We start from the raw sequence: 22242 nt of genomic DNA on the forward strand, positions 1-22242 counted from the left end.
GCACCGGCGTCGGCACGGGCGGCGCACAGGCCCTGCACGGGGAGGCCGGCCTTCCGGACATCGGAACTCAGTGCATAGGCGCGCACACAGCGGGTAGAGCTTGCTGCATCGTCTCTCGCTCGCGAAGCCGTCGTCAGGAGTAGACCCGTGCTGCAACCGTCGCGTCAGTCTCTGCAGGTCGCCGCCGTTCCGGGCGATGGGGTATCCCCTGCACGAGCGGAGTCGAGTGCTCGGGGAAGGGTGCCCGTGCGAGATCGGGACGATGACGCTCCATGGCACACCGAAGCCGTGTGCCGTCGCGACGAGGCGGGACTCTTCTTCGCCCCGTCCAAGGAGCCGACCGCGGCGCGGCTCTCCCGGGAGGAAGCGGCCAAGCGCGTCTGCGCCCGCTGTCCCGTGATGGTCGAGTGCCGCGAGCACGCCCTCCTGCAACCCGAGCCGTACGGCGTGTGGGGCGGCCTCACCGCCGCCGAGCGCCGGGTGGTCCTGGCCCGCCGGCGCAGGCGCGACCTGGAGCTCCAGAAGGCGGCACACGCGACGGGCATCGCCGCGGCGGGATAGCGGCCCTTGGATGTACGTCGAAGGGGGCGTCCCCCGCACGGGACGCCCCCTTCGGTGCAGCTGCCCGATGCAGCCGCTCGGGCTACTTCGCCCGGTCGAAGTCGATGGCGCTGTAGGCGCGCAGCTTCGAGAGCCGGTGGTCGGAGTCGATCTTGCGGATGGTGCCCGACTTGGAGCGCATGACCAGTGAGGACGTGGAGGCGGTGGCCGCGCGGTAGCGGACGCCCTGGAGCAGTTCGCCGTCGGTGATGCCGGTCGCGACGAAGAAGACGTTGTCGCCCTTGACCAGGTCGTCGGTGGACAGGGTGCGGTCCAGGTCGTGTCCGGCGTCCAGGGCGCGCTGGCGTTCGGCGTCGTCCTTGGGCCAGAGCTTGCCCTGGATGACGCCGCCCAGGCACTTGATGGCGCAGGCCGAGATGATGCCCTCGGGGGTGCCGCCGATGCCCATGAGCAGGTCGACGCCGGTGCCTTCGCGTACGGCCATGACCGATCCGGCGACGTCGCCGTCGGAGATGAACTTGATGCGGGCGCCGGTCTCGCGGATCTCCTTGACGATGCCCTCGTGGCGGGGGCGGTCCAGGATCATGACCGTGACGTCCTCGGGCGAGGAGTTCTTGGCCTTGGCGACGCGGCGGATGTTGACCGAGGCGGGCGCGTTGATGTCCACGTAGTCCGCGGCTTCGGGGCCGGTGACCAGCTTGTCCATGTAGAACACGGCGGAGGGGTCGAACATGGCGCCGCGGTCGGCGGCGGCCAGCACGGCGATCGCGTTGGGCATGCCCTTGGCGGTCAGTGTGGTGCCGTCGATGGGGTCGACGGCGATGTCGACCTCCGCGCCGGTGCCATCACCGATGCGCTCTCCGTTGAAGAGCATCGGGGCTTCGTCCTTCTCACCCTCGCCGATGACGACGACGCCGTTCATCGAGACGGTGTGGACGAGGGTCCGCATGGCGCGGACCGCGGCGCCGTCCGCGCCGTTCTTGTCGCCGCGGCCGACCCAGCGGCCCGCGGCCATGGCGGCCGCCTCGGTGACCCGGACGAGCTCCAGGGCGAGGTTGCGGTCGGGAGCCTCGGGGGAGACCTCGAGCTCGGACGGGAGATGATGCTCGGTCATCGGAGCGCACCTTTCTGCTGATACGACGACGGCCGGAAGTGAGGGTATGAGGGCGACTCTATCCGTAGGCCGACAAAATGAGCAGAGGGGCCCACGCATGAGCGGACCGGGCGGGAAGGCGGAGACCGGGGGCGGGGGCGCGGGCGGCGCCTGAGAACATGGGTGCGTGGCAGGAAGACAAGGCACTCAGACCGTCAAGAACATGCTGTGGTCGTTGGTGGTGATCGCGCTCGCCGCGGGCGTGATCTACATCTTCATCCCGCACAACGAGTCCAAGAGCTCCGTGAAGCGGGTCGACTACCGCGTGGAGCTCCTGACGGCCCGGCGGGCCGCCGAGTACCCGGTGGCGGCGCCCGAAGGCCTGGCCAAGGCGTGGAAGCCGACGTCCGTGCGGTTCAACGGCGTGGACCACGACGCGTGGCACCTGGGCTTCCTCGACCCCGACGAGGAGTACGTGGCGGTCGAGCAGTCGACGGAGAAGCCGTCCGCGTTCATCAAGCGGGTCACGCAGAACGCCGCGAAGACCGACGCCACCGACGAGATCGGCGGCCGCACCTGGCAGCGGTACGAGGGCTCGAAGTACGACGCCCTGGTGACCGACGAGAAGGGCGCCACGACGGTGGTCACGGGCACGGCGTCCTTCAAGCAGCTGACGAAGATGGCGGAGTCGCTGAAGATGTCCCGAGCCGAGTGACCGCGGACATGCGAAGGGCCCCCGGCGCGCTGCCGGGGGCCCTTCGCATGTCGTGTCAGACGCGTCAGACGTGTCAGTCGCGTCAGACCGTGGTGACGACGTCGTCGTACGCCAGGCGCGGCGAGCGCGGGAACCAGGCGTCGTCGCCCGGCTTGCCGATGTTGACGATCATCAGCGGGGTGTGGTCGTCGTCCAGGAACTCCTTCTGGACGCCGGCGAAGTCGAAGCCGGTCATCGGGCCCGCGGCCAGACCGGCGGCGCGCACGCCGACGATGAAGTAGCCGGCCTGCAGCGTGGCGTTGACCAGCGCGGCCTGCTCACGGACCGGACGCTCCGCGAAGAACGCGTCCTTGGCCTGCGGGAAGTGCGGGAACAGCGCGGGGAGCTCCTCGTGGAACTCGTTGTCCGCGGAGAGGATCGCGACGAGCGGCGCGGCCGACGTCTTCGGGCGGTTGCCCTCCGCCATGTGCTGGACCAGGCGCTCGCGGGCCTCGGGGGAGCGGACCAGGGTGACGCGCAGCGGCGACTGGTTGAAGGCGGTCGGGCCGTACTTGACCAGGTCGTAGATCGCCTGGACCTGCTCCTCGGTGACCGGCTCGTCCGTGAAGGTGTTCGCGGTGCGGGCCTCGCGGAAGAGCAGGTCCTGGGCGGCGGGGTCAAGGACGAGAGACATGGATCAACCTTCTTCGACGTACGGGGGTGTGTCTGCCGGGCACGTTTCCGAGCCCGTACGACGACAGTACGCTGATGCTGTTCAACTTTCAATCAAAACTGGAGTTCGGTGATCCGGTTCACAAACAGCAGGTGGCGCCGGTTTTGGTGCGGGGGTGGCCGTCTCCACTGCCGGCCTGGCGTCCTGCCTCAGGCCTGGGCGTCCGGGTCCGCGTCCGGGTCGTCGTCCGTCTCGGGCCCCGCCAGGGCCGCGTCGAGCCGGGCGCGGGCGCCGTCCAGCCAGCGCCGGCAGATCTTCGCCAGCTCCTCGCCGCGCTCCCACAGGGCGAGCGACTCCTCCAGGGTCGTCCCGCCGGTCTCCAGGCGGCGTACGACCTCGATCAGCTCGTCCCGCGCCTGCTCGTAGCCGAGCGCGTCCGTGGCGTCGGCGGCGTCTGTGGCCTGGTCCGTCTTGCTGGTCATGCGCCCACCCTAATTGTCGACTCGTACGGTGAATTCGCCCTCGGCCACGCGCGCCCTGAGCTCGTCGTCGGCGCCGACCTCGTCCGGCGCGCGGACGACCGCGCCGTCCGGTTTCTGCAGCACCGCATATCCCCTCTGGAGGGTCGCGGCGGGGGAGAGGCCCACCACGCGCGCGTGCGTGTGCGTCAGCTCCGACGCCGCCCGGTCGAGGAGGTGCCCGAGCGTGCGGCGGCTGCGGTCGACGAGCGCCGCGACCTGCTCCTCGCGCTCCTCCACCATGCGGTGCGGATGCTCCATGGAGGGGCGGCCCAGCGCGTGCGCGAGACCGCGGGTCTCCCGGTCCAGGAAGGCGTCCATGCTGCGCCGGGCGCGGTCCCTGAGCCACTGCACGCGCTCGTACTCCTCGCCGACGTCCGGCACGACCTTCTTGGCGGCGTCGGTGGGTGTCGAGGCGCGCAGGTCCGCCACATGGTCGAGGAGCGGATTGTCCGGCTCGTGGCCGATCGCGGAGACGACCGGGGTGCGGCACGCGGCCACCGCGCGCACCAGCTGTTCGTCGGAGAACGGCAGCAGGTCCTCCACGCTGCCGCCGCCGCGCGCCACGATGATCACGTCGACCCCGGCGTGGGCGTCCAGGTCCTTCAGGGCCTGCACGACCTGCGGGACGGCGTGCACTCCCTGAACGGGGACGTTGCGCACCTCGAAGCGGACGGCTGGCCAGCGGTGCCGGGCATTCTCCAGGACGTCGCGCTCGGCGGCCGAGGCACGGCCGGTGACCAGACCGATGAGCTGCGGCAGGAACGGCAGCGTCTTCTTGCGCTCCGGCGCGAAGAGCCCCTCCCTGGCCAGGCTCTTCTTCAGCTGCTCGATCCGCGCGAGCAGCTCGCCGACGCCGACGGGCTTTATCTCGGCGGCCCGCAGTGACAGCTGCCCTCGCCGCTCGTACCACTCCGGCTTGGCGCGGACGACGACGCGGGCGCCCTCGGAGACGACGTCGGCCACCGCGTCGAACACCTGGCGGTAACAGGTGACGCTCACCGAGATGTCGTGCGACGGGTCGCGCAGCGTCATGAAGACGACGCCGGCGCCGGGTCTGCGGGACAGCTGCGTGATCTGTCCCTCCACCCAGATGGCGCCGAGCCGGTCGATCCACCCGCCGATGAGCCGGGACACCTCCCCCACGGGGAGCGGCGCGTCCGCGGACGTGTTGAGAGCCATACACCGAGCGTAACGGCCCCCACCGACAACCCTGAGTACACGAGACCTCGCCGCTCACGGGGGCGGAGCCCAGGTGCCGCTAAAGGGGCGCGAGGAACGGCGCGAGCACCCACGACGCACCCGCAGGTGGACGCACGGGCGAGGCTCCCCAGGGGCGCGGGGAACTGCGCGAGCAACCACGTCGGACCCGCACTCAACAGGCGACCCCAGGACAGGCTCCCCAGGGGCGCGGGGAACTGCGCGACAACCACATCGGACCCGCACACGACAGTCGACCCCAGGACAGACGGCCTCAGGGGCGCGGGGAACTGCGCGACCAGCCACAACAGCCCCGCACCCGGCACGCCACCTCAGACGACCCCCGCCCGTTCCCGCCCCCGCCCCTGCACCAAGAGCACAACCACCCCCACCACCAACCAAACCGCCCCCACCACCTGCGCAGAGGCAGACGCCTCCCAAATGACCGCCACCACGATCGCCGCCCCGAGCACGGGAACCAACACATGCCGCCACCAGCTGAACGCAGCGTCCCGGTGGCGCAGCGCGAACCAGCCCACCACGCTCGCGTGGAGCAGCAGGAACGCCGTCAGCGCCCCGATGTCGACCACCGACACCAGGTGGTCCATGCCGTCGTCCCTGCGGGCGGCCCACACCGCGGCCACCATCGTCACCACGGCCGCACACAGCAGCGCGACCCGCGGCGTACCGGAGTCCGTCTTCGAAAGGACCCTCGGCAGCCGCCGCTCCCGCGCCATCGCGAAGAGCAGTCGCCCCGCCGCAGCCTGCCCCGCCAGCGCCGCGAACGCCGCACCGATCGCCTTGCTGACGGCCACGAGGTCGTGCAGCCACGCCCCGGCGGCCGAGTCCACGGAGTCGTAGAACGCCGTGCCCTGCTTGCCCGGGTCCGCCGCGAGCTCGGCCGACGACAGCGGCTCCAGGAGCGCCACCAGATACGTCTGGGCGACGAACAGCACACCCGCGAGCGTCAGACAGAACAGCACCGCCCGAGCGACCTTCGCCGAACCGCCCGTCACCTCCTCCGCGAAGGACGCGATGGCGTCGAAGCCCAGATAGGAGAGGACGGCGATCGACACCGCGCCCACCACCGCCGACAGCGCGAACGCCCCCTGCGAGCCGTCTCCCGTCAGCGGCGAGAGCCAGTCCCGCTGCGCCCCGTCCCGGATCAGCACCACCACGGCCGCCACCACGAACACCAGCAGCACCACGACCTCCATCGCGAGCACCGCGAAGCCCACCCGCGCCGCCGTCCGCACGCCCCACAGGTTCAGCGCGGTCGTGATGAGCACCGCGAGGGCCGTCCACACCCACCGGGACACCGACGGCACCAGCGAGTTCATGGCGATCCCGGAGAAGAGGTACGCGACCGCCGGGATGAGGAGGTAGTCCAGCATCGCCATCCACCCGGCGATGAACCCGGGCCCTTTTCCGAGCCCCGCGCGCGCGTAGGCGAAGACGGACCCCGCCTGGGGGACCACACGCACCATCTGGGCGTAGCTGAACGCGGTGAACGCCATCGCGACCGTGGCGACCAGATAGACGAGGGCGACCGCGCCGTGCGACTTCGCGTCGAGAGTCCCGAAGACGCCGACCGGCGCCATGGGGGCGATGAAGAGCAGTCCGTAGACGACGAGGTCCCGGAAGCCGAGACTGCGCCGCAGCCCGTCCCCCTGTGGAGGCTCGGCGCCCCCCGCGGGCTCGGCATGGGCTCCCGTACTGGCGGACTGTCCGGACATCGTGCCTCCGTGCCTCCGTGGATCGAACGCGTGGATCAACGCAGGTCCCCAGTCTCCCCAACCGGGCGATCTTTGACGCGCTGGACGCGGCCTTACGATGGGGGGCATGACTGCTACGCCTGGCTCCCGCCGTGTCCTGCTCGCCGCTCCCCGTGGCTACTGCGCGGGCGTGGACCGTGCCGTGATCGCCGTCGAGAAGGCCCTGGAGCAGTACGGGGCCCCGATCTACGTCCGCCACGAGATCGTCCACAACAAGTACGTGGTGCAGACCCTGGAGAAGAAGGGCGCCATCTTCGTCGACCAGACGGCGGAGGTCCCCGAGGGCTCCATCGTGATGTTCTCCGCGCACGGCGTTGCCCCGACCGTCCACGCGGAGGCCGCCGAGCGCAAGCTGGCGACCATCGACGCGACGTGCCCGCTGGTCACGAAGGTCCACAAGGAAGCGGTCAGGTTCGCCAAGGAGGACTACGACATCCTCCTCATCGGGCACGAGGGCCACGAGGAAGTCATCGGTACGTCGGGTGAGGCGCCCGACCACATCACGCTGGTCGACGGCCCCGAGGACGTCGCGAACGTAGAGGTCCGCGACCCGGACAAGGTCGTCTGGCTCTCCCAGACCACCCTCTCCGTGGACGAGACCATGGAGACCGTCGACGCCCTGAAGGGCAAGTACCCGAATCTCCTCTCGCCCCCCAGCGACGACATCTGCTACGCCACGCAGAACCGCCAGACCGCGGTGAAGAAGCTCGCCGAGGACGCGGAACTGGTCATCGTCGTCGGCTCCAAGAACTCCTCGAACTCCATCCGCATGGTCGAGGTCGCCCTGGACGCAGGCGCCGCCGCATCCCACCTCGTCGACAACGCCGACGAGATCGACGAGGCCTGGCTGGAAGGCGTCACCACGGTCGGCCTGACCTCGGGCGCCTCCGTGCCGGACGTCCTCGTCGACGGCGTCATCGAGTGGCTCGCCGAGCGGGGCTACGAAGACGTGGAGACGGTGAAGACCGCCGAGGAGTCCATCACCTTCTCCCTCCCCAAGGAGCTCCGCAGGGACCTGCGCGCCGAAGCGGCCGAGCTGTCCCAGCGCTGAAAGACAGGCTCCGCGGGCGCGCGACCCGTACGGTGGGAGCCATGCAGATCTTCGGTGTGGACATCGGCGGATCCGGGATCAAGGGCGCTCCCGTTGACCTGGATCGTGGAGACCTGACACAGGAACGGCACAAGGTACTGACACCGCATCCGGCGACTCCGGAGGCGGTGGTCGACGGTGTGTGCGAGGTCGTGGAGCACTTCGGCTGGAAGGGAGCCGTCGGAGCGACCTTCCCCGGCGTGATCACGGGCGGCACGGCGCGGACCGCCGCCAACGTCGACAAGAGCTGGATCGGCAAGGACATCCGCACGCTGGTCTCCGACCGGCTCGGCGGAGTCCCCGTCACCGTCCTGAACGACGCGGACGCGGCGGGCGTCGCCGAGATGCACTTCGGCGCGGGCCGCGACCGTACCGGCACGGTCATCCTGCTCACGCTCGGCACGGGCATCGGCAGCGCGCTCTTCACGGGCGGCCGCCTCGTCCCGAACACGGAACTCGGCCATCTGGAGCTGCACGGCCACGACGCGGAGAAGAAGGCGTCGTCCAAGGCCCGTGAGGACGAGGACCTGAGCTGGGAGCACTGGGCGCACCGCGTACAGAAGTACCTCGCGCACGTGGAGATGCTGTTCTCCCCGGAGCTGTTCATCATCGGCGGCGGGGTGAGCCGCAAGGCGCACAAGTTCCTGCCGCTCATCGAGGGCATCTCGGCGGAGATCGTCCCGGCGCAGCTGCAGAACAACGCGGGCATTGTCGGGGCGGCGATGGCGGCGGCCGAGGCGTAGCGCCCCGGTGGGCCTTCCGGTGGCCTTCCTAAGTAGTCGGCAGGCGCTTCCCGCGGGCCGGCCCCGCTGAGGGACCTGAACCCGGCCCCGGACCCGGGCCTGGACCCGGGGCCGGGCCCGGTCCTGCGAGACGCTCCTGCCGCCGCTGAGTCATCAGCCTGACCTTCCGTACGGTCACGATGATCCCGGCGACGAGCGTCCCCCCGTACAACCAGCCGGCGTGCAGGGCCAGCGTCGTCACGAGCCCCATGAACTGGCCGCCGAACCCGCCCGAGCCCCCGGAGACGGGCAGCACGCCGGCCGCGAAGGCGATCGGCACGCCGATCGGGGCGGTGACCAGGTCGGCCGGGCGCACCCAGAGCGCTGTCAGCGCGGCCACGGGCAGGAACAGCACGCCGTACGCGACGACGGAGTCCGCCCCGACCAGGCGGAGCAGACAGGCGAGCAGGAACATCACCGCCGTGCAGAAGAGCCCGCTGCCGAGCCCGGTCAGACGGGGGTTCGGCATGCGGCGCAGCGAGCGGTACAGCGGTGCCCGGCGCAGGGCGCGCAGGAACGGCGGGACGGGGCGGCGCGGGCGGGGCGCGGCCCGGTACACCGCGCCCGGCACGGGCCCGCCCTGTGGGGGCAGCGGTGCGGTCCGGCGCGGCGGCCGGGCCGGTGAGGCGGTCCCTGATGCGGACCGCGCGGTCTTGGGTGCGGGCTGAGGGGGACGCGTCCTGTGTTGCTCCACTGGACCAACCTAGGCGGGGTATGGCGCCGAATCCGGCGTGGGACACGCCTTTGGGCCGACCTTGGCCATGCGTTCGAAGGGGAGGCGACGGGCAGGCGGGGGCGGCGGCGGCACGCCGTAGACTGGGGGATCGCCCCCAGGCCGCTCCGGCCCACCGGGCCGCCCACCATCCACATCCCTCACGTACGGGAAGTCGCAACGTGTCGCTCACGATCGGAATCGTCGGTCTGCCCAATGTCGGCAAGTCGACCCTGTTCAACGCCCTGACCAAGAACGACGTCCTTGCGGCCAACTACCCGTTCGCGACGATCGAGCCGAACGTCGGCGTGGTAGGCGTCCCGGACCCCCGCCTGACCAAACTGGCGGAAATCTTCAGCTCCCAGAAGGTGCTCCCCGCGACGGTCGACTTCGTCGACATCGCGGGCATCGTGCGCGGCGCGAGCGAGGGCGAGGGCCTGGGCAACAAGTTCCTCGCGAACATCCGCGAGTCGGACGCGATCTGCCAGGTCATCCGCGCCTTCAAGGACGAGAACGTCGTGCACGTCGACGGCAAGGTCTCGCCCAAGGACGACATCGAGACGATCAACACCGAGCTGATCCTCGCCGACCTCCAGACGATCGAGAAGGTGCTTCCCCGCCTCCAGAAGGAGTCGCGGATCAAGAAGGACATCGCCCCGAAGGTGAAGGCGGTGGAGGAGGCCAAGGAGATCCTGGAGCGCGGCGACACGCTCTTCTCCCAGGGCATCGTCCAGGGCTCGGAGCGCACGGAGCTCCTCCACGACCTGCACCTCCTCACCACGAAGCCGTTCCTCTACGTCTTCAACGTGGACGAGGACGAGCTGACGGACGACGACTTCAAGGCCGAGCAGCGCGCCCTGGTCGCTCCCGCCGAGGCGATCTTCCTCAACGCCAAGCTGGAGGCGGACCTCGCCGAGCTCGACGACGAGGAGGCCCTCGAACTCCTCCAGTCGGTCGGCCAGGAAGAGCCCGGCCTCGCCACCCTCGCCCACGTCGGCTTCCGCACCCTCGGCCTCCAGACCTACCTCACGGCAGGCCCCAAGGAATCCCGCGCCTGGACCATTCCCCAGGGCGCCACGGCCCCCGAAGCGGCCGGTGTCATCCACACCGACTTCCAGAAGGGCTTCATCAAGGCGGAGATCATCTCCTTCGAGGACCTGGTAGAGGTCGGCTCGGTGGCCGAGGCCCGCGCCAAGGGCAAGGCCCGCATGGAGGGCAAGGAGTATGTGATGCAGGACGGGGATGTGGTGGAGTTCCGCTTCAATGTGTAGCGGATGACATCACCACTTCGTGCACTTCGCTGATCCAGCGGACACGCGGGTCAGAAAGGGTCCGGCTCTTCGGGGCCGGACCCTTCTTGTCTTGCATGCCGGCCACGGTGGCGGCTTGGTCGAGGGGGTGTCAGTCGAACCGCAGGATGCGGGGTGCGAATGTGCCGCCGGGCCCGTTGGCCCTGCCGACCGACCACACCGTCCCCGTGCCCGGTACCGGGGTCAGGTGTAGGCGTTGGGATTCGCCCTCTTCGGGGACCGGTGGTTCCTCGTGGCCGGTGAAGGACTGGCCGTTCCAGGCGAGGAAGTCCGGGCCCGAGACGAAGGGGGGCCAGCTGCCCGGTGGGCCGTATTTCTGGGAGCGGGCCACCGAGACCCAGGCCAGTTCGCCGGACGGGGACGGCGTCAGCGAGGTGACCGAGCCGAAGTCGGTGGGGACGGTCACCCGGTTCCATGTCTGCCCGTCGAAGCGGACCAGCAGCGGGGGGATCGGCTTGCCGACCGGGCCGCCGACGAAGCCGGCCGTGCCGCCCGCCCACACCTCCGTGTCGGAGACCGCGTACACGCTGCTCACGGCCGACCGCGGGAAGCCGAACACCGTCGTCTGCTCCCACGCCTGCCCGTCCCAGTGCGAGACGGCCGCGCCCGCGTGTGTGTCGCCCGCGGCCCAGACATCGTCCGCCGCCTTGACGTGCAGGCCGTACACGGATCCCGGCGGCACCGGCATCTCCTGCCAGCCGGAACCGTCCCTGCGCAGCAGCACCTGCGCGCCGGGCCGCGAACCGATCAGCCAGGTCTCGCCGCCGCCCGCCACGACCTTGGTCAGCGTGACGTCGCGCGGGGCCCGGCTCTCGCGCCAGGTCTTGCCGTCGAAGCGGAGCAGGCGCGCGGCGCCCGCCGTGTCGCGGCCCACTGCCCAGGTCTCGGTCGGTGAGGCGGACGAGACGGACAGCAGTTCTCCTTGCCAGCTGCCGCCCGGCAGTTTCTGGTGGTGCCACGCCGTTCCGTCCCAGCGCAGCAGCAGCGGGAAGCCCGGCGCCTCGCGGCCGACCGCGTCGGTGCCCACCGCCCACGCCCGGTCGGGGCCGAACGCCACCGCCTCGTTCAGTCCGGCCTGCGGCCGCACCTCGGCCGGGACCGGGACGTGCCGCCAGGACCCGGGTTCCGCCGCGGCCGAGGCCATGACGGTCACGAGGGTCATGGCGACGGCGAGGGCCGCGACGAGCAGTCTGCGTGCCATGGTCAGCCTCCCAGCCGCTCGCTCATCAGGTTCGGTTTCGAGCCGTAGATCTCGACGGTTCCGAAGGACAGCAGCGAGGCGCCGGCCCGCGTCAGCGCCGTCGGCTTGACGTTGATCGCGTTCGTGCGTTCCGGGCCGTACGAGAAGGTGGTGCGGGAGCCGTCGAGCCGCGCGTACTTCGACTGGAACGCGCGGTCGCTGCGCACCGGCAGCCACAGCGCGCCGTCCGGGCCGCGCACCAGCGCCTCGGTGTGGGTGTCGCCCAGCGGCGGGTGGCTCGTGCGCCAGGTGCGGCCGTTCCAGGTCAGGATGTACGTGCTCTGGGCGCCGTCGGCGTATTGGGTGCCGCTGATCGTGGTGCGGCCCGACCGTTCGGGCAGGATCGTGTGCACGTTGCTGTTGGCCGGGAGCGGTACCTCCGCGTCCCGCCACGCCGTGCCGTCCCAGCGCAGGATCGTCGTCCCGGTGCTGGTGTCCGCCCACGCCCAGGCGTCGGTGGCGGTCCGCGCGGCGATCCCCGCCACGAAGTGCACGCCGTCCGGGACGGATTGGGTGGTCCAGCGGGAACCGTCGTAGTGCAGCACCTTCAGCCCGGTCTCGTCCTCGCCGACCACCCACGCGGCGCCCGGTACCGCGGCGAAGTCCTGGTAGTTCCACATGGTCTGCGGCAGCGGGACCACGCTCCAGCCGGCCGCCGAGCGGCGCAGGATCTGGCCCGCGCCCTCGCGGTTGTTCTGGAAGATCCACACCTCATCGCCGACGAACTGCACCTCGCCGAGCCAGCCCGGGTCCCCGGCGCCGGGGAAGGTCGTGTCCCGGCTCCACGCCGTGCCGTTCCACCGGTACAGCATCGGCCGCAGCCCGTCGGTGGCGTGCTCGTATCCGCTCGCCCAGGCCTCGCCAGGACCGCGAGCGGCGAGATCCTTCACGGTCACCGTCGGGGCCGTCACCGGCGGCACCGGCAGCGCCGACCAGCCCGGTGTCACCGCCGCGGCCGGCGACACGAACGCGACGCACACGATCACAAGGCCGACCACCATCGCACGGAGACCGTTCACGGGACCCCCCAGGACCGAAGGCCGCACACGCTATTGGCATGCTCACACCCGTGCACAGGCGGCATCCGGCCGATCGCGGCCGGAACAGTGTCACCCCGCCATCCCCGACTTCACCCCCGCCCCACAGAGCGGCACCACCGTCGTCCGGTCCCCGAGCGCCCCGTCCCGTACAGCTGCCCAGCAGGCCACGCCCGTCGACTCGACGTAGAGGCCCCGCGCGGCCAGGTCCCGCTGGGCCGCGACGAGCCGGTCCTCCGTCACCGTCAGGAAGGCGCCCCCCGACTCGCGTACCGCGCGCAGGATCTGGCGGGCGCGGAGCGGGCGGGGGATCGCAATGCCCTCCGCGTGGGTCGACGCCACGGCGGTCGACACCACTGGGGTCGACGCCACCGGGGTCTCACGGACCTGGTCGCCCTCGCCGACCAGGTCGTTCTCCCGGACCGGACCGTCCGCGGCGACCAGGCCGTGCGCACCGACCAAGTCGTCCGCCCCCGCCCCCCACGCCGCCGCGAGCGGCGCGACCGCCGCGGACTGCACGGCGTACAGCGCGGGGCGTCGCGCGAGGAGGCCCGCCACGTACAGCTCCTGCACCGCGAGGGCCGCGCCGAGCAGCAGCGTGCCGTTGCCGACGGGGACGACGAGGGCGTCGGGGAGGCGGCCGCCGAGGTCCTCCCAGAGTTCGTGGACGTAGGTCTTGGTGCCGTGGAGGAAGTAGGGATTGTGGACGTGCGAGGCGTAGAACGTGCCCGGCTCGTCGGCCGCGGCCCGCGCGGCGAGAGCCGTCGACTCGCGGCCGCCCTCGACGACTTCGAGGCGCGCCCCGTGCGCGCGGACCTGCTCCAGCTTCTTCGATGACGTCCCGGCGGGGACGTACACGGTGCAGTCGAGCCCGGCACGCGCGCAGTACGCGGCGACGGCCGTGCCCGCGTTGCCGCTGCTGTCGGCGATCACCCGGTCGGGGCCGAGGCGCTGGGCGAGGGCGGCGAGCAGGACCGCCCCGCGATCCTTGAAGGAGAGCGTCGGCATCAGGAAGTCCAGCTTGGCCGAAACCGGCCCCACGAGCGGCACGAGGGGCGTGCGGCCCTCGCCGAGGGAGATCGCGGGGGCGGGGAGCGGCAGGCATTCCGCGTAACGCCAGAGGGAGTTGACCCGCCCGGCGAGGGCGTCGAGGGGCGCGGGCACGGGACAGAAGTCCAGGTCGAGGGGGCCGCGGCAGGTGGGGCACGACCAGGCGAGCGTGCCCGCAGGTACGCGCGTTCCGTCGGCCGGGCAGGTGAAGTCGGGCAGGGCGGTCGTGGCTGTCGAGGCGTCCGGCGCGTCTGTCATGCGGGCAGGCTAGTCGGGGCGGTTGTTGAAGCTGGGACGAGAGGGGCGCGGGGCAGCTGCTGTGGGGGTGTCACCGCAGCGCTCCACCACTGTGTTACGTCCGGTCCTGACTCTTGTGGGATTCCTATGGATCCGCCAATCTTTCGTCCCGACGGAGGCAAGAGCAGGCGCGTCACATTGACATGCCCCTGCCGCATGTCCCCGCGAGTGTGGGCACCACGGCACCAATCCCCCACCAGCGCACCACCTATTGAGGAGGACCCCTCAGATGGCAGTGATGCGTCATAACCGCCGAAGACTGGCCGGGATCAGCGCGACAGCGGTCGCGGCCCTCGCCCTCGGCGTCGTCTCCGCCCTCCCGGCGAACGCCCAGCCGGACCGGGCGGAAGGCACGATCGAGAACGCCGGCGCACCCGGCGTGATCAAGAACAGCTACATCGTGAGCCTCGACAAGGACGCTCCGAAGGCCCGCTCCGCCGCGGGCAAGGCCCTCGCCAAGCAGTACGGCGCGAAGATCGAGCGGACCTACGACAAGGCCCTCAACGGCTACGCGGTCGAGCTCTCGGAGGCCGAGGCGAAGAAGTTCGCGGCCGACCCGGCGGTCGACGCGGTCGTCCAGAACCGGACGTTCACCGCCTCCGCGACCCAGACGAACCCGCCGTCCTGGGGCCTGGACCGCATCGACCAGAAGACCCTGCCGCTGGACCAGAAGTACACCTACCCGGACTCCGCGGGCGAGGGTGTCACCGCGTACGTCATCGACACCGGTGTCCGCATCAGCCACACCGACTTCGGCGGCCGCGCCTCCTACGGCTATGACGCCATCGACAACGACAACACCGCGCAGGACGGCCACGGCCACGGCACGCACGTTGCCGGCACCGTCGCGGGCACCCTGCACGGTGTCGCCAAGAAGGCCAAGGTCGTCGGCGTCCGCGTCCTGAACAACCAGGGCTCCGGGACCACGGCGCAGGTCGTCGCGGGCATCGACTGGGTGACCAAGAACGCGGTCAAGCCCGCCGTCGCCAACATGTCGCTCGGCGGCGGCGCCGACAGCGCGCTCGACACGGCGGTGCGCAACTCCATCGCGTCCGGCATCACCTACGCCGTGGCGGCGGGCAACGAGTCGACGGACGCGTCGACCAAGTCGCCCGCGCGCGTGGCGGAGGCCATCACCGTCGGTGCCACGACCAGCACCGACGCCAGGGCGAGCTACTCGAACTACGGCAGCATCCTCGACATCTTCGCCCCGGGCTCCTCGATCACCTCGACGTGGAACTCCAGCGACAGCGCCACCAACACCATCTCCGGTACGTCGATGGCCTCCCCGCACGTCGCGGGCGCGGCCGCGATCTACCTGGGCCAGAACCCCTCGTCGACCCCGGCGCAGGTGTCCTCGGCCCTCGTCAGCGCCTCCTCGACGGGCGTCGTCACCAGCCCGGGCACGGGCTCGCCCAACCGTCTCCTGAACGTCACCGGGGGTTCGACCAACCCGCCGGGCAAGAAGTTCACGAACGACACGGACTACGCGATCCAGGACAACGCCACGGCCGAGTCCCCGGTGACCGTGACCGAGGTCCCGGGCAACGCGCCCGCCGCCCTGAGCGTGCCGGTCACCATCCAGCACACGTACATCGGCGACCTCCAGGTCCAGCTGATCGCCCCCGACGGAACCGCCTACACCCTCAAGGGCTACGGCACCGGCGGCAGTTCGGACAACATCAACACCACGTACTCGGTGAACGCCTCCTCGGAGACGGCCAACGGCACGTGGAAGCTGCGGGTCAGCGACAACGCGGCGCAGGACACCGGGAAGATCGACTCCTGGAGCCTGCAGTTCTGACACCGGGAGAAGCGCCAGCGCTTCTGAGTACGTGAGTACGTGAGTCAGTGGTCCTCGTCCTCGCGGTACGGCTCCGGGTCCTTGACCCAGCCCGCCGCGAGGACGAGGCGCGAGGTGCGGTGCACGGCGAGGAAGCCGAAGGGGCGGTCGAAGGTGGCGGCCACGTCGGTGGTGACGTAGCGCTCCTCGGGCATGCCCGCACCGATCGCACCGAACACCGTGACGGCCGCGGCCCGGAAGCCCCGCGCACTGAACGTCGTCGTCGCCGTCTGCGAGCCGTTCTGGAGCGCAAGGGATTCCGCCGCGATCCCCGGGAAGTGGCCGCGCGTCACGTCCCTCGCCGAGGTCAGGCCGAACAGCTCGTGCCGCCGCATCAGGTCGTGCTCAGCGGTCAGTGTGAACGGCACGGTGGTGACGTGCAGTGTCGGCGGGCGCGGGGACTCGGAGCGCACCCTGGTCACCTCCAGGCCCGGCCCCACGTCTCCGTACGGCAGTTGATTCCCCGGCACCACCGCGATCCTGCGCGCGAGGACGTCGACGCCCGCGCCGAGCACCTGCCCCGGGCCCATGTGGTCCTCGCCCAGGAGCAGATGGACGTCGACCCCGGTGTTGCCGAGCACCTTCAGCTCGGTCACCGCGCCCGCCGGAGTGTGGGCCACGCCGACGCGGTCCAGGAGTGACGTCGAGCGGCGCAGGGCGGCGAGGAAGCGGTCCTGCCACGGTCCCGTTTCCGGAGTCATCCCGCCGTCCTCGAAGGGCCGTAGCCACTCGGTCCGCAGGGCCAGCGCGCTCGCCAGGACGAAGTCCGTGTTCTTGTCCGGACGGGTCGGCATCCGCTCGATCTGGCCGCCCGTCCGCTCCGCCGCCCACGCGTCGAGCGCCGCCTCGTCCTTCTCGGGGTCACCGGTCAGCACGCCCAGCGCGTCCAACGGCACGCCGTCGCACCACGCCCGCCGCAGGGTCAGGGTGCGTTGGGTCCACAGTCCGAGGGCCGCGTCTAAACCCCGTACGCGACCCATCGCGGCCAGCAACTCCCGTGCGCCCGCCGCCGCTTCATCGGCCGGCAGTCCCACCGCGTCCGCGAGTTCCGTGCGGGCCGCGCCGTCGGCGCCGTCCGCGAGGAACGCGAGGAGGGGCCAGACGCCGGCCGCCGAGAAGACGGTGCCGCGGTCGGCGGCCGTCGTCGCCGCCCACCGCGAGGTGAGGGAGTTGACGGCCCCTACCGTTGCCCGAGTTGTCGAGGTTTGCCGTCGCATTACCTTTTCTCCCCTGCCCCCGATTACGATGCGCCAAGCTCTCCGCACCGCCCGCCCATGAATTCAGGAGCACGCTACCCGTGGACATACCGCCGCCGCCCGGCCCGTACGCGCCCCCTCCGGGGCAACAGCCGTGGCAGCAGGGGCAGCAAGGACCCCCTTGGCCTCCGGGGCAGCAAGGCCCTCCGTGGCCGCCGCATGGGCACGCCCCGTACCAGCAGTGGTTCGGGCCGTACTCCCCGTACTCCAAGCCGCCGGTGAACGGCTTCGCGATCGCCTCCCTCGTCTGCGGTCTCCTCTGCTGTCTGCCCGCCGTCGGCCTGGTCCTCGGCCTCGTCGCGCTCGCGCAGATCAAGAAGAAGGGCGAGCGCGGCAAGGGCATGGCGATCGCGGGCAGCATCCTCTCCGCGGTCGGCGTCCTGCTGCTCGTCCTCGCCGTGGCCACGGGCGGCGCCCGCGAATTCGTCGAGGGCTTCAAGGAGGCGGCGCGCGAGTCCCGGCAGGGCGCAGGCGCCTTCCCGGTCGACAAGGGCGGCTGCTTCGACGCGCCCGACGGGGAGCTCGACTCGATGCGGTACGCCTTCCAGGTCGACGAGGTCCCGTGCGCCGGGCGCCACGACGGTGAGGTCTTCGCGTCGTTCCGCGTGGACGACACGAGCTATCCGGGGGAAGACGCGCTCGTCGACCGCGCCACGGCCAAGTGCACCGACCTCCAGTGGTCGTACGTCCTGGACAGCTGGACCGACTTCGGTGACGCCGAGCTCTACTACTTCGTGCCCGACAGGACCACCTGGCGCCGGGGCGACCGCCACATCACCTGCCTCTTCGGAGCCGCCGACCCGAAGCATCCGCTGGAGGGGTCCCTGCGCCGCGACGCGACGACGCTCGACGCCGACCAGCTCGCGTACGTGAAGGCGGACCGGCCCTTCGACGAGGCGTATCTGGCGCAGCCCGCGGCGGAGCGGGTCGAGGACGACCTCGAAGGGCACAAGAAGTGGGCCGCCCGCGTCGACAAGGGCCTCGCCGAACGGGTGCGGCGGCTGCGCGCGCACGACTGGCCGAAGGCGACGCAAGGCCACGTCGACGCGCTCGTCACCGAGATCGGCAAGGCCCGCAAGGAGTGGGCGAAGGCCGCGGGGGCCACCGACGCCGACAGCTTCAACGACCACTACGTAGCGGGCCTTCAGCGGCTCGGCGAGAAGAACGCCGGCGCGGCGCGCAAGTCCCTCGGCCTGGCGACCACTTCGCCCCGCGATGCCACTCCGGAGGACGGCGCGGAGTCCGGGCTCGGCGAGGACCACGGCGAGGGCGCGGCGGTGTGACCCTCTCCGTAGTGGTGTGACCCTCTCCGTAGCGATGTGATTCTCTCCGCGGCGGTGTGACCCTCTCCAGGGCGGGCACCCTGAGAGGATTTTGTCCGCTTCTGTGATAGTTCTTCGGTGTGATGCCCGCCGTGCCGCCGCCCGCCGTGACCCGGGTCCTGCTCCTGGCCGCCGGTCTGCTGAACGCGGCACTCGCCGTCCTCGTCGCCGCCCCGCTGCCCCGCGTCCCCCTCCTGGTGCTCGTCGCGGCGGCGATCACCTCCTGGGGTCTCGTGCTGCTGCCGCCCGGGCTGCTCGGGCTCGCCGCCGCCGCGTGCGGCGGCCGGCGGCACCCCTGGTGCGCGGGGCTCGCCGCGCTCGCCTCCTTCGCGGCCCTCGTCTACGGAGTGATGCCCTACGCCGCCGCGTACGGCACCGCGGAGCGACAGGGGCAACGGCTCGCCCCCACGCGGTACTTCGACGGCGTCAACTACGCCAAGGTGCCCGACCGCGCGCGAACGCTCACGTACGCGCGCGTGGGCCGCGGCCACGGGGTGCACCGCACGAAGGGACAGAAGCTGACGCTTGACCTCTGGGCGCCGCCCCGGCGGTCCGGGGTGCGGCGGCCCGCCGTCGTGTGGGTGCACGGCGGCGGCTGGAACAGGGGCCACCGCAGTCAGACCCCCGAGTGGAACCGGTGGTTCAACGCGCGCGGCTGGTCGGTCTTCGACATCGACTACCGGCTCGCGCCCCGGGGGACCCAGCTCGACCAGATCGGGGACGTGAAGTGCGCGGTCGGCTGGGTGCGGCGGCACGCGCGCGTGTACGGCGTCGACCCCGACCGCCTGCTCCTCGCGGGCAGTTCGGCGGGCGGCAACCTCGCGCTCGCCGCCGCCTACACCGAGGACGACGGCCGGGTCCCGCCCTCCTGCGCGGTCCGCGACAGCTCGGTGTCGGGGGTGATCTCGCTCTACGGACCCACCGACATGCGGCAGTTGATCGCCGGCACCGCGCTGCGCCGCGACCCCATCATCCCGGCCCTGATGGGCGGTTCGGTCGCGTCCGCCCCCGCCCGCTACCGCCTCGGCTCGCCCGCCCGGCTCGTCCGCGACGACGTGCCGCCGACGCTGCTGCTGCACGGGAGCGCGGACCGCGCGGTGCCGGTGGCGCAGGCGCGCGAGCTGGCCCGGCGTCTGCGGGAGGCCGGCGCCCCGGCGACGTACGTCGAACTCCCGTGGGCCGACCATTGTTTCGACGTGAACTGGGGAGGCTGGGGGAGTCAGATCGCCCGGGCGGCCACCGAACGTTTCCTTGGGGCCGTTGATCGCTCGCCATATCCGGGGAAAGGCCCTGCGTAAAGACCTGCGCCGGTAGAAATCATCACTTCGAGTGATTCCTTGGCCTTGGGTTGCATGCAACAACCCACGGTTGCCAGGCTGTTGCTGTCTGTCAACCTGATGGGAGTGGCCAGTGACTTTCGGCGAGCAGCCGGCGTATCTGCGGGTCGCGGGTGATCTCCGCAAGAAGATCGCCGACGGCTCCCTGCCGCCGCGGACGCGCCTCCCCTCGCAGGCGAGAATCCGCGAGGAGTACGGCGTATCGGACACGGTCGCCCTGGAGGCGCGCAAGGTCCTGATGGCCGAGGGCCTGGTCGAGGGGCGCTCCGGGTCCGGCACCTATGTGCGCGAGCGCCCCGTCCCCCGCAAGATCGCCCGCACCGGCTACCGCGCGGCGAACGGCGGTTCGACCCCCTTCCGCCAGGAGCAGGCCGCCGACGGCGTGCGCGGCACCTGGGAGTCCCGCAGCGAGCAGACCGAGGCCGGCGCCGCGATCGCCGAGCGGCTCGCCATCCGCGCGGGCGACCGCGTGATGTGCACCCGGTACGTCTTCCGGGACGCCGGTGAGGCCATGATGCTCTCCACCTCCTGGGAGCCCCTCGCCATCACCGGGCGTACCCCCGTCATGCTCCCCGAGGAGGGCCCGCTCGGCGGCTGCGGTGTGGTGGACCGGATGGCCGCCATCGACGTCATCGTGGACAACGTCGCGGAGGAGGTCGGCGCCCGCCCCGGCCTGGCCGAGGAGCTCACGGCGCTCGGCGGCGTCCCCGGCCACGTGGTCCTCGTCGTCCACCGCACGTACTACGCGTCCGGCCGTCCGGTCGAGACGGCCGACATCGTGGTCCCCGCCGACCGCTACGAGATCGCGTACCGCCTTCCCGTGAAGTGACCCACTCCGGCGCGCCCCGGTGGGGCGATCCGTTCCGTCCCCTTGGGGGCGCATCCAAAGGGTGCGCCCCCTGCTGTTTGCCGGGCGTTGGCCGATAGCGACCCACTCGCGTACCTCTTTGTGCAAAGCCGTATCCGCTGCGTAAAGGTCGGGCGTAGGCTCGGGCATATGCGGATTGCGGTTTCCTTACTGATCGAGGCGTGGGGCGCGCCGGGGGTGGCGAACGGAGGGGCGCGATGAATGACGGCACGGTCCTGCTGCCCTGGTTCGTGATACGGCAGGACGACAACGGCAACCGCTACCGCGTCGGCAGGTACGCGACGAAGGCCGAGGCCCAGCGCATCGCGGACCGCCTCGACGACCGCGGGCACAAGCAGCTCTACTCGGTGGAGAAGCTGAGCACGAACGGCAGCGGGCGATAGCCGGTAGCGGTAGCAGCAGTGATGAACAGCGGACGCGGGCGGCACTGGACGCCCCATTAGGCTCCGCGGCATGAACGAACGCATTGTGGTGGGCGCCGCCCTGTACGACGACGGACGCCTGCTCGCCGCGCGGCGCAGCGCGCCCCCCGAACTCGCGGGCGGCTGGGAGCTGCCCGGCGGCAAGGTCGAGCCCGGTGAGCGGTGCGAGGACGCGCTGGTGCGCGAGCTCCGCGAGGAACTGGGCGTCGAGGCCGAACCGACCGGCCGTGTGCCGGGACAGTGGCCGCTCGCCAAGGGGTACGTCCTGCGGGTGTGGACCGCCCGGCTGCTCTCCGGCGAACCCCGGCCCCTGGAGGACCACGACGAGCTGCGCTGGCTCGCCCCCGACCAGGTCTGGTCCGTGGACTGGCTGACCGCGGACGTGCCCGCCGTCAGGGCGACCCTCGCGCACGCGCACGCAGCCTCCTGAACCCCGCCTCCTGAAGCGCGCCCATGACGCGCCTACGCCGTTCGAGCCGTTCGTGCCACAGTGCGCCCCGGTGCGCGGTAAATGAGCCCCGATATCGGGTATATGCCCACTATTCCCATGAAACCGGACGGGTTCAGCTACTGGTCTGGAAGTGATCGGCGTGATCGACACCGAAGGCGACTGCGCCGAGTGGGCCTTCCCCGCTGACCCCGGCGCCGTCCGCACCGCACGCGCCGTCGTCCGCGCACAACTCGCCGACTGGGGTCTCGGTTCCCTCGGGGACGTCACCGTGTTGCTCGTGAGCGAGCTGGTGACCAACTCCCTGCGCCATGCCTCCGGGCCCATCGGCGTACGTCTCGTACGCCCCGTGCACCCCCCGGGCACCCTCCTGGTCGAGGTGTCCGACCCGCTCCCCGACCCGCCCCTGGAGCGCATGGCCGCCCTCGACGACGAGGGCGGGCGCGGCCTCCAGCTGGTCTCCCGCTCGTCGCGGCGCTGGGGGACACGGCCGGGTCGTACGGGCAGAACGGGGAAGACGGTGTGGTTCGAGCTGGCGTTGCCGGGTTAGAAGACTGGCAGTGTGCGACAGACGTCCTGCACAAGGGCGGCACGGGCCAAAAAGCGTCGAGTCCGTGCTGTGATCGTGAACGCCGTGTGGCGCGGCACCGTAGTGCTGGATACTGCGGTCAGCCGTATGCGGTGACCGGTGCCGGACGCGGTGAGCTGGAGGGG

At 71.3% G+C, this 22242-nt stretch carries 22 protein-coding genes; 12 read left to right on the forward strand and 10 right to left on the reverse strand.

The window, feature by feature from the left end:
- The first annotated feature begins 147 nt into the window (after window positions 1-147).
- On the forward strand, window positions 148-561 hold the full coding sequence (locus tag ACZ56E_RS08720; RefSeq protein WP_471212464.1) for a WhiB family transcriptional regulator: 414 nt from the start codon (window positions 148-150) through the stop codon (window positions 559-561).
- Between the two features lie 82 nt (window positions 562-643).
- On the opposite strand, the gene glpX is transcribed toward ACZ56E_RS08720, so the two are convergent.
- Window positions 644-1675: a class II fructose-bisphosphatase gene (glpX, locus tag ACZ56E_RS08725; RefSeq protein ID WP_127909988.1), complete on the reverse strand. Its 1032-nt coding sequence runs from the start codon at window positions 1673-1675 to the stop codon at window positions 644-646.
- Window positions 1676-1841: 166 nt separating this feature from the next.
- Between glpX and ACZ56E_RS08730 the strand changes: the two genes are divergently transcribed.
- On the forward strand, window positions 1842-2369 hold the full coding sequence (locus ACZ56E_RS08730) for a DUF4245 domain-containing protein (RefSeq protein ID WP_471212466.1): 528 nt from the start codon (window positions 1842-1844) through the stop codon (window positions 2367-2369).
- A gap of 82 nt (window positions 2370-2451) precedes the next feature.
- On the opposite strand, the gene ACZ56E_RS08735 is transcribed toward ACZ56E_RS08730, so the two are convergent.
- The 4 genes from ACZ56E_RS08735 to ACZ56E_RS08750 all read right to left on the reverse strand — a co-directional run bounded on the left by ACZ56E_RS08735 (window position 2452) and on the right by ACZ56E_RS08750 (window position 6475).
- Window positions 2452-3042, reverse strand: coding sequence for a malonic semialdehyde reductase (locus ACZ56E_RS08735; RefSeq protein ID WP_468609281.1), 591 nt, complete (start codon window positions 3040-3042; stop codon window positions 2452-2454).
- Window positions 3043-3230: 188 nt separating this feature from the next.
- Window positions 3231-3503: an exodeoxyribonuclease VII small subunit gene (locus tag ACZ56E_RS08740; RefSeq protein WP_471212469.1), complete on the reverse strand. Its 273-nt coding sequence runs from the start codon at window positions 3501-3503 to the stop codon at window positions 3231-3233.
- A 9-nt stretch (window positions 3504-3512) separates the two neighbouring features.
- Window positions 3513-4721 carry an exodeoxyribonuclease VII large subunit gene (gene xseA, locus ACZ56E_RS08745; RefSeq protein ID WP_471212472.1) on the reverse strand — a complete coding sequence of 403 codons (1209 nt, stop codon included), beginning with the start codon at window positions 4719-4721 and terminating at the stop codon, window positions 3513-3515.
- 350 nt (window positions 4722-5071) lie between these two features.
- Window positions 5072-6475, reverse strand: coding sequence for an APC family permease (locus ACZ56E_RS08750; protein ID WP_471212474.1), 1404 nt, complete (start codon window positions 6473-6475; stop codon window positions 5072-5074).
- A 97-nt stretch (window positions 6476-6572) separates the two neighbouring features.
- Here ACZ56E_RS08750 and ACZ56E_RS08755 point away from each other — a divergent pair, with 97 nt between their 5' ends.
- Window positions 6573-7565, forward strand: coding sequence for a 4-hydroxy-3-methylbut-2-enyl diphosphate reductase (locus tag ACZ56E_RS08755; RefSeq protein WP_471212476.1), 993 nt, complete (start codon window positions 6573-6575; stop codon window positions 7563-7565).
- A 41-nt stretch (window positions 7566-7606) separates the two neighbouring features.
- A complete protein-coding gene (ppgK, locus tag ACZ56E_RS08760) occupies window positions 7607-8347 on the forward strand; it encodes a polyphosphate--glucose phosphotransferase (RefSeq protein ID WP_468609271.1) in 741 nt (246 codons plus the stop codon).
- A gap of 28 nt (window positions 8348-8375) precedes the next feature.
- Here the strand turns inward: ppgK and ACZ56E_RS08765 are convergent, their stop codons facing one another.
- A complete protein-coding gene (locus ACZ56E_RS08765) occupies window positions 8376-8855 on the reverse strand; it encodes a DUF6542 domain-containing protein (protein WP_471213120.1) in 480 nt (159 codons plus the stop codon).
- A gap of 425 nt (window positions 8856-9280) precedes the next feature.
- Between ACZ56E_RS08765 and ychF the strand changes: the two genes are divergently transcribed.
- Window positions 9281-10369: a redox-regulated ATPase YchF gene (gene ychF, locus ACZ56E_RS08770; RefSeq protein ID WP_468609267.1), complete on the forward strand. Its 1089-nt coding sequence runs from the start codon at window positions 9281-9283 to the stop codon at window positions 10367-10369.
- Between the two features lie 130 nt (window positions 10370-10499).
- Here the strand turns inward: ychF and ACZ56E_RS08775 are convergent, their stop codons facing one another.
- The 3 genes from ACZ56E_RS08775 to ACZ56E_RS08785 form a co-directional block, all read right to left on the reverse strand.
- The gene (locus tag ACZ56E_RS08775; protein ID WP_471212482.1) at window positions 10500-11609 is read right to left on the reverse strand and encodes a beta propeller repeat protein; all 1110 of its coding nucleotides are present in this window, start codon (window positions 11607-11609) and stop codon (window positions 10500-10502) included.
- Between the two features lie 2 nt (window positions 11610-11611).
- Window positions 11612-12667, reverse strand: a complete 1056-nt coding sequence (locus ACZ56E_RS08780; protein WP_471212484.1) for a hypothetical protein — start codon at window positions 12665-12667, stop codon at window positions 11612-11614.
- Between the two features lie 90 nt (window positions 12668-12757).
- Window positions 12758-13993 (reverse strand): threonine synthase, encoded by a 1236-nt coding sequence (locus ACZ56E_RS08785; protein WP_471212486.1) that lies wholly within the window; start codon window positions 13991-13993, stop codon window positions 12758-12760.
- Between the two features lie 268 nt (window positions 13994-14261).
- Here ACZ56E_RS08785 and ACZ56E_RS08790 point away from each other — a divergent pair, with 268 nt between their 5' ends.
- A complete protein-coding gene (locus ACZ56E_RS08790; RefSeq protein ID WP_471212488.1) occupies window positions 14262-15836 on the forward strand; it encodes a S8 family peptidase in 1575 nt (524 codons plus the stop codon).
- Window positions 15837-15880: 44 nt separating this feature from the next.
- Here the strand turns inward: ACZ56E_RS08790 and ACZ56E_RS08795 are convergent, their stop codons facing one another.
- Window positions 15881-17092 (reverse strand): serpin family protein, encoded by a 1212-nt coding sequence (locus tag ACZ56E_RS08795; protein ID WP_471212490.1) that lies wholly within the window; start codon window positions 17090-17092, stop codon window positions 15881-15883.
- A gap of 80 nt (window positions 17093-17172) precedes the next feature.
- Between ACZ56E_RS08795 and ACZ56E_RS08800 the strand changes: the two genes are divergently transcribed.
- The 6 genes from ACZ56E_RS08800 (at window position 17173) to ACZ56E_RS08825 (ending at window position 22078) form a co-directional block, all read left to right on the forward strand.
- Window positions 17173-18414 (forward strand): DUF4190 domain-containing protein, encoded by a 1242-nt coding sequence (locus ACZ56E_RS08800; RefSeq protein WP_471212492.1) that lies wholly within the window; start codon window positions 17173-17175, stop codon window positions 18412-18414.
- A gap of 122 nt (window positions 18415-18536) precedes the next feature.
- Entirely contained in the window at window positions 18537-19751 is a 1215-nt protein-coding gene (locus tag ACZ56E_RS08805; RefSeq protein ID WP_471213123.1) for an alpha/beta hydrolase fold domain-containing protein, read from the forward strand.
- Between the two features lie 112 nt (window positions 19752-19863).
- Complete coding sequence (locus ACZ56E_RS08810) at window positions 19864-20619, forward strand: GntR family transcriptional regulator (RefSeq protein WP_468609252.1); 756 nt, start codon at window positions 19864-19866, stop codon at window positions 20617-20619.
- A gap of 236 nt (window positions 20620-20855) precedes the next feature.
- Window positions 20856-21041 (forward strand): SPOR domain-containing protein, encoded by a 186-nt coding sequence (locus ACZ56E_RS08815; RefSeq protein WP_468609250.1) that lies wholly within the window; start codon window positions 20856-20858, stop codon window positions 21039-21041.
- A 70-nt stretch (window positions 21042-21111) separates the two neighbouring features.
- A complete protein-coding gene (locus ACZ56E_RS08820) occupies window positions 21112-21510 on the forward strand; it encodes a (deoxy)nucleoside triphosphate pyrophosphohydrolase (RefSeq protein WP_468609248.1) in 399 nt (132 codons plus the stop codon).
- Window positions 21511-21661: 151 nt separating this feature from the next.
- Complete coding sequence (locus ACZ56E_RS08825; protein WP_471212496.1) at window positions 21662-22078, forward strand: ATP-binding protein; 417 nt, start codon at window positions 21662-21664, stop codon at window positions 22076-22078.
- The last annotated feature ends 164 nt before the right edge of the window (window positions 22079-22242 follow it).

The organism is Streptomyces sp. NPDC039480, assembly GCF_055597165.1.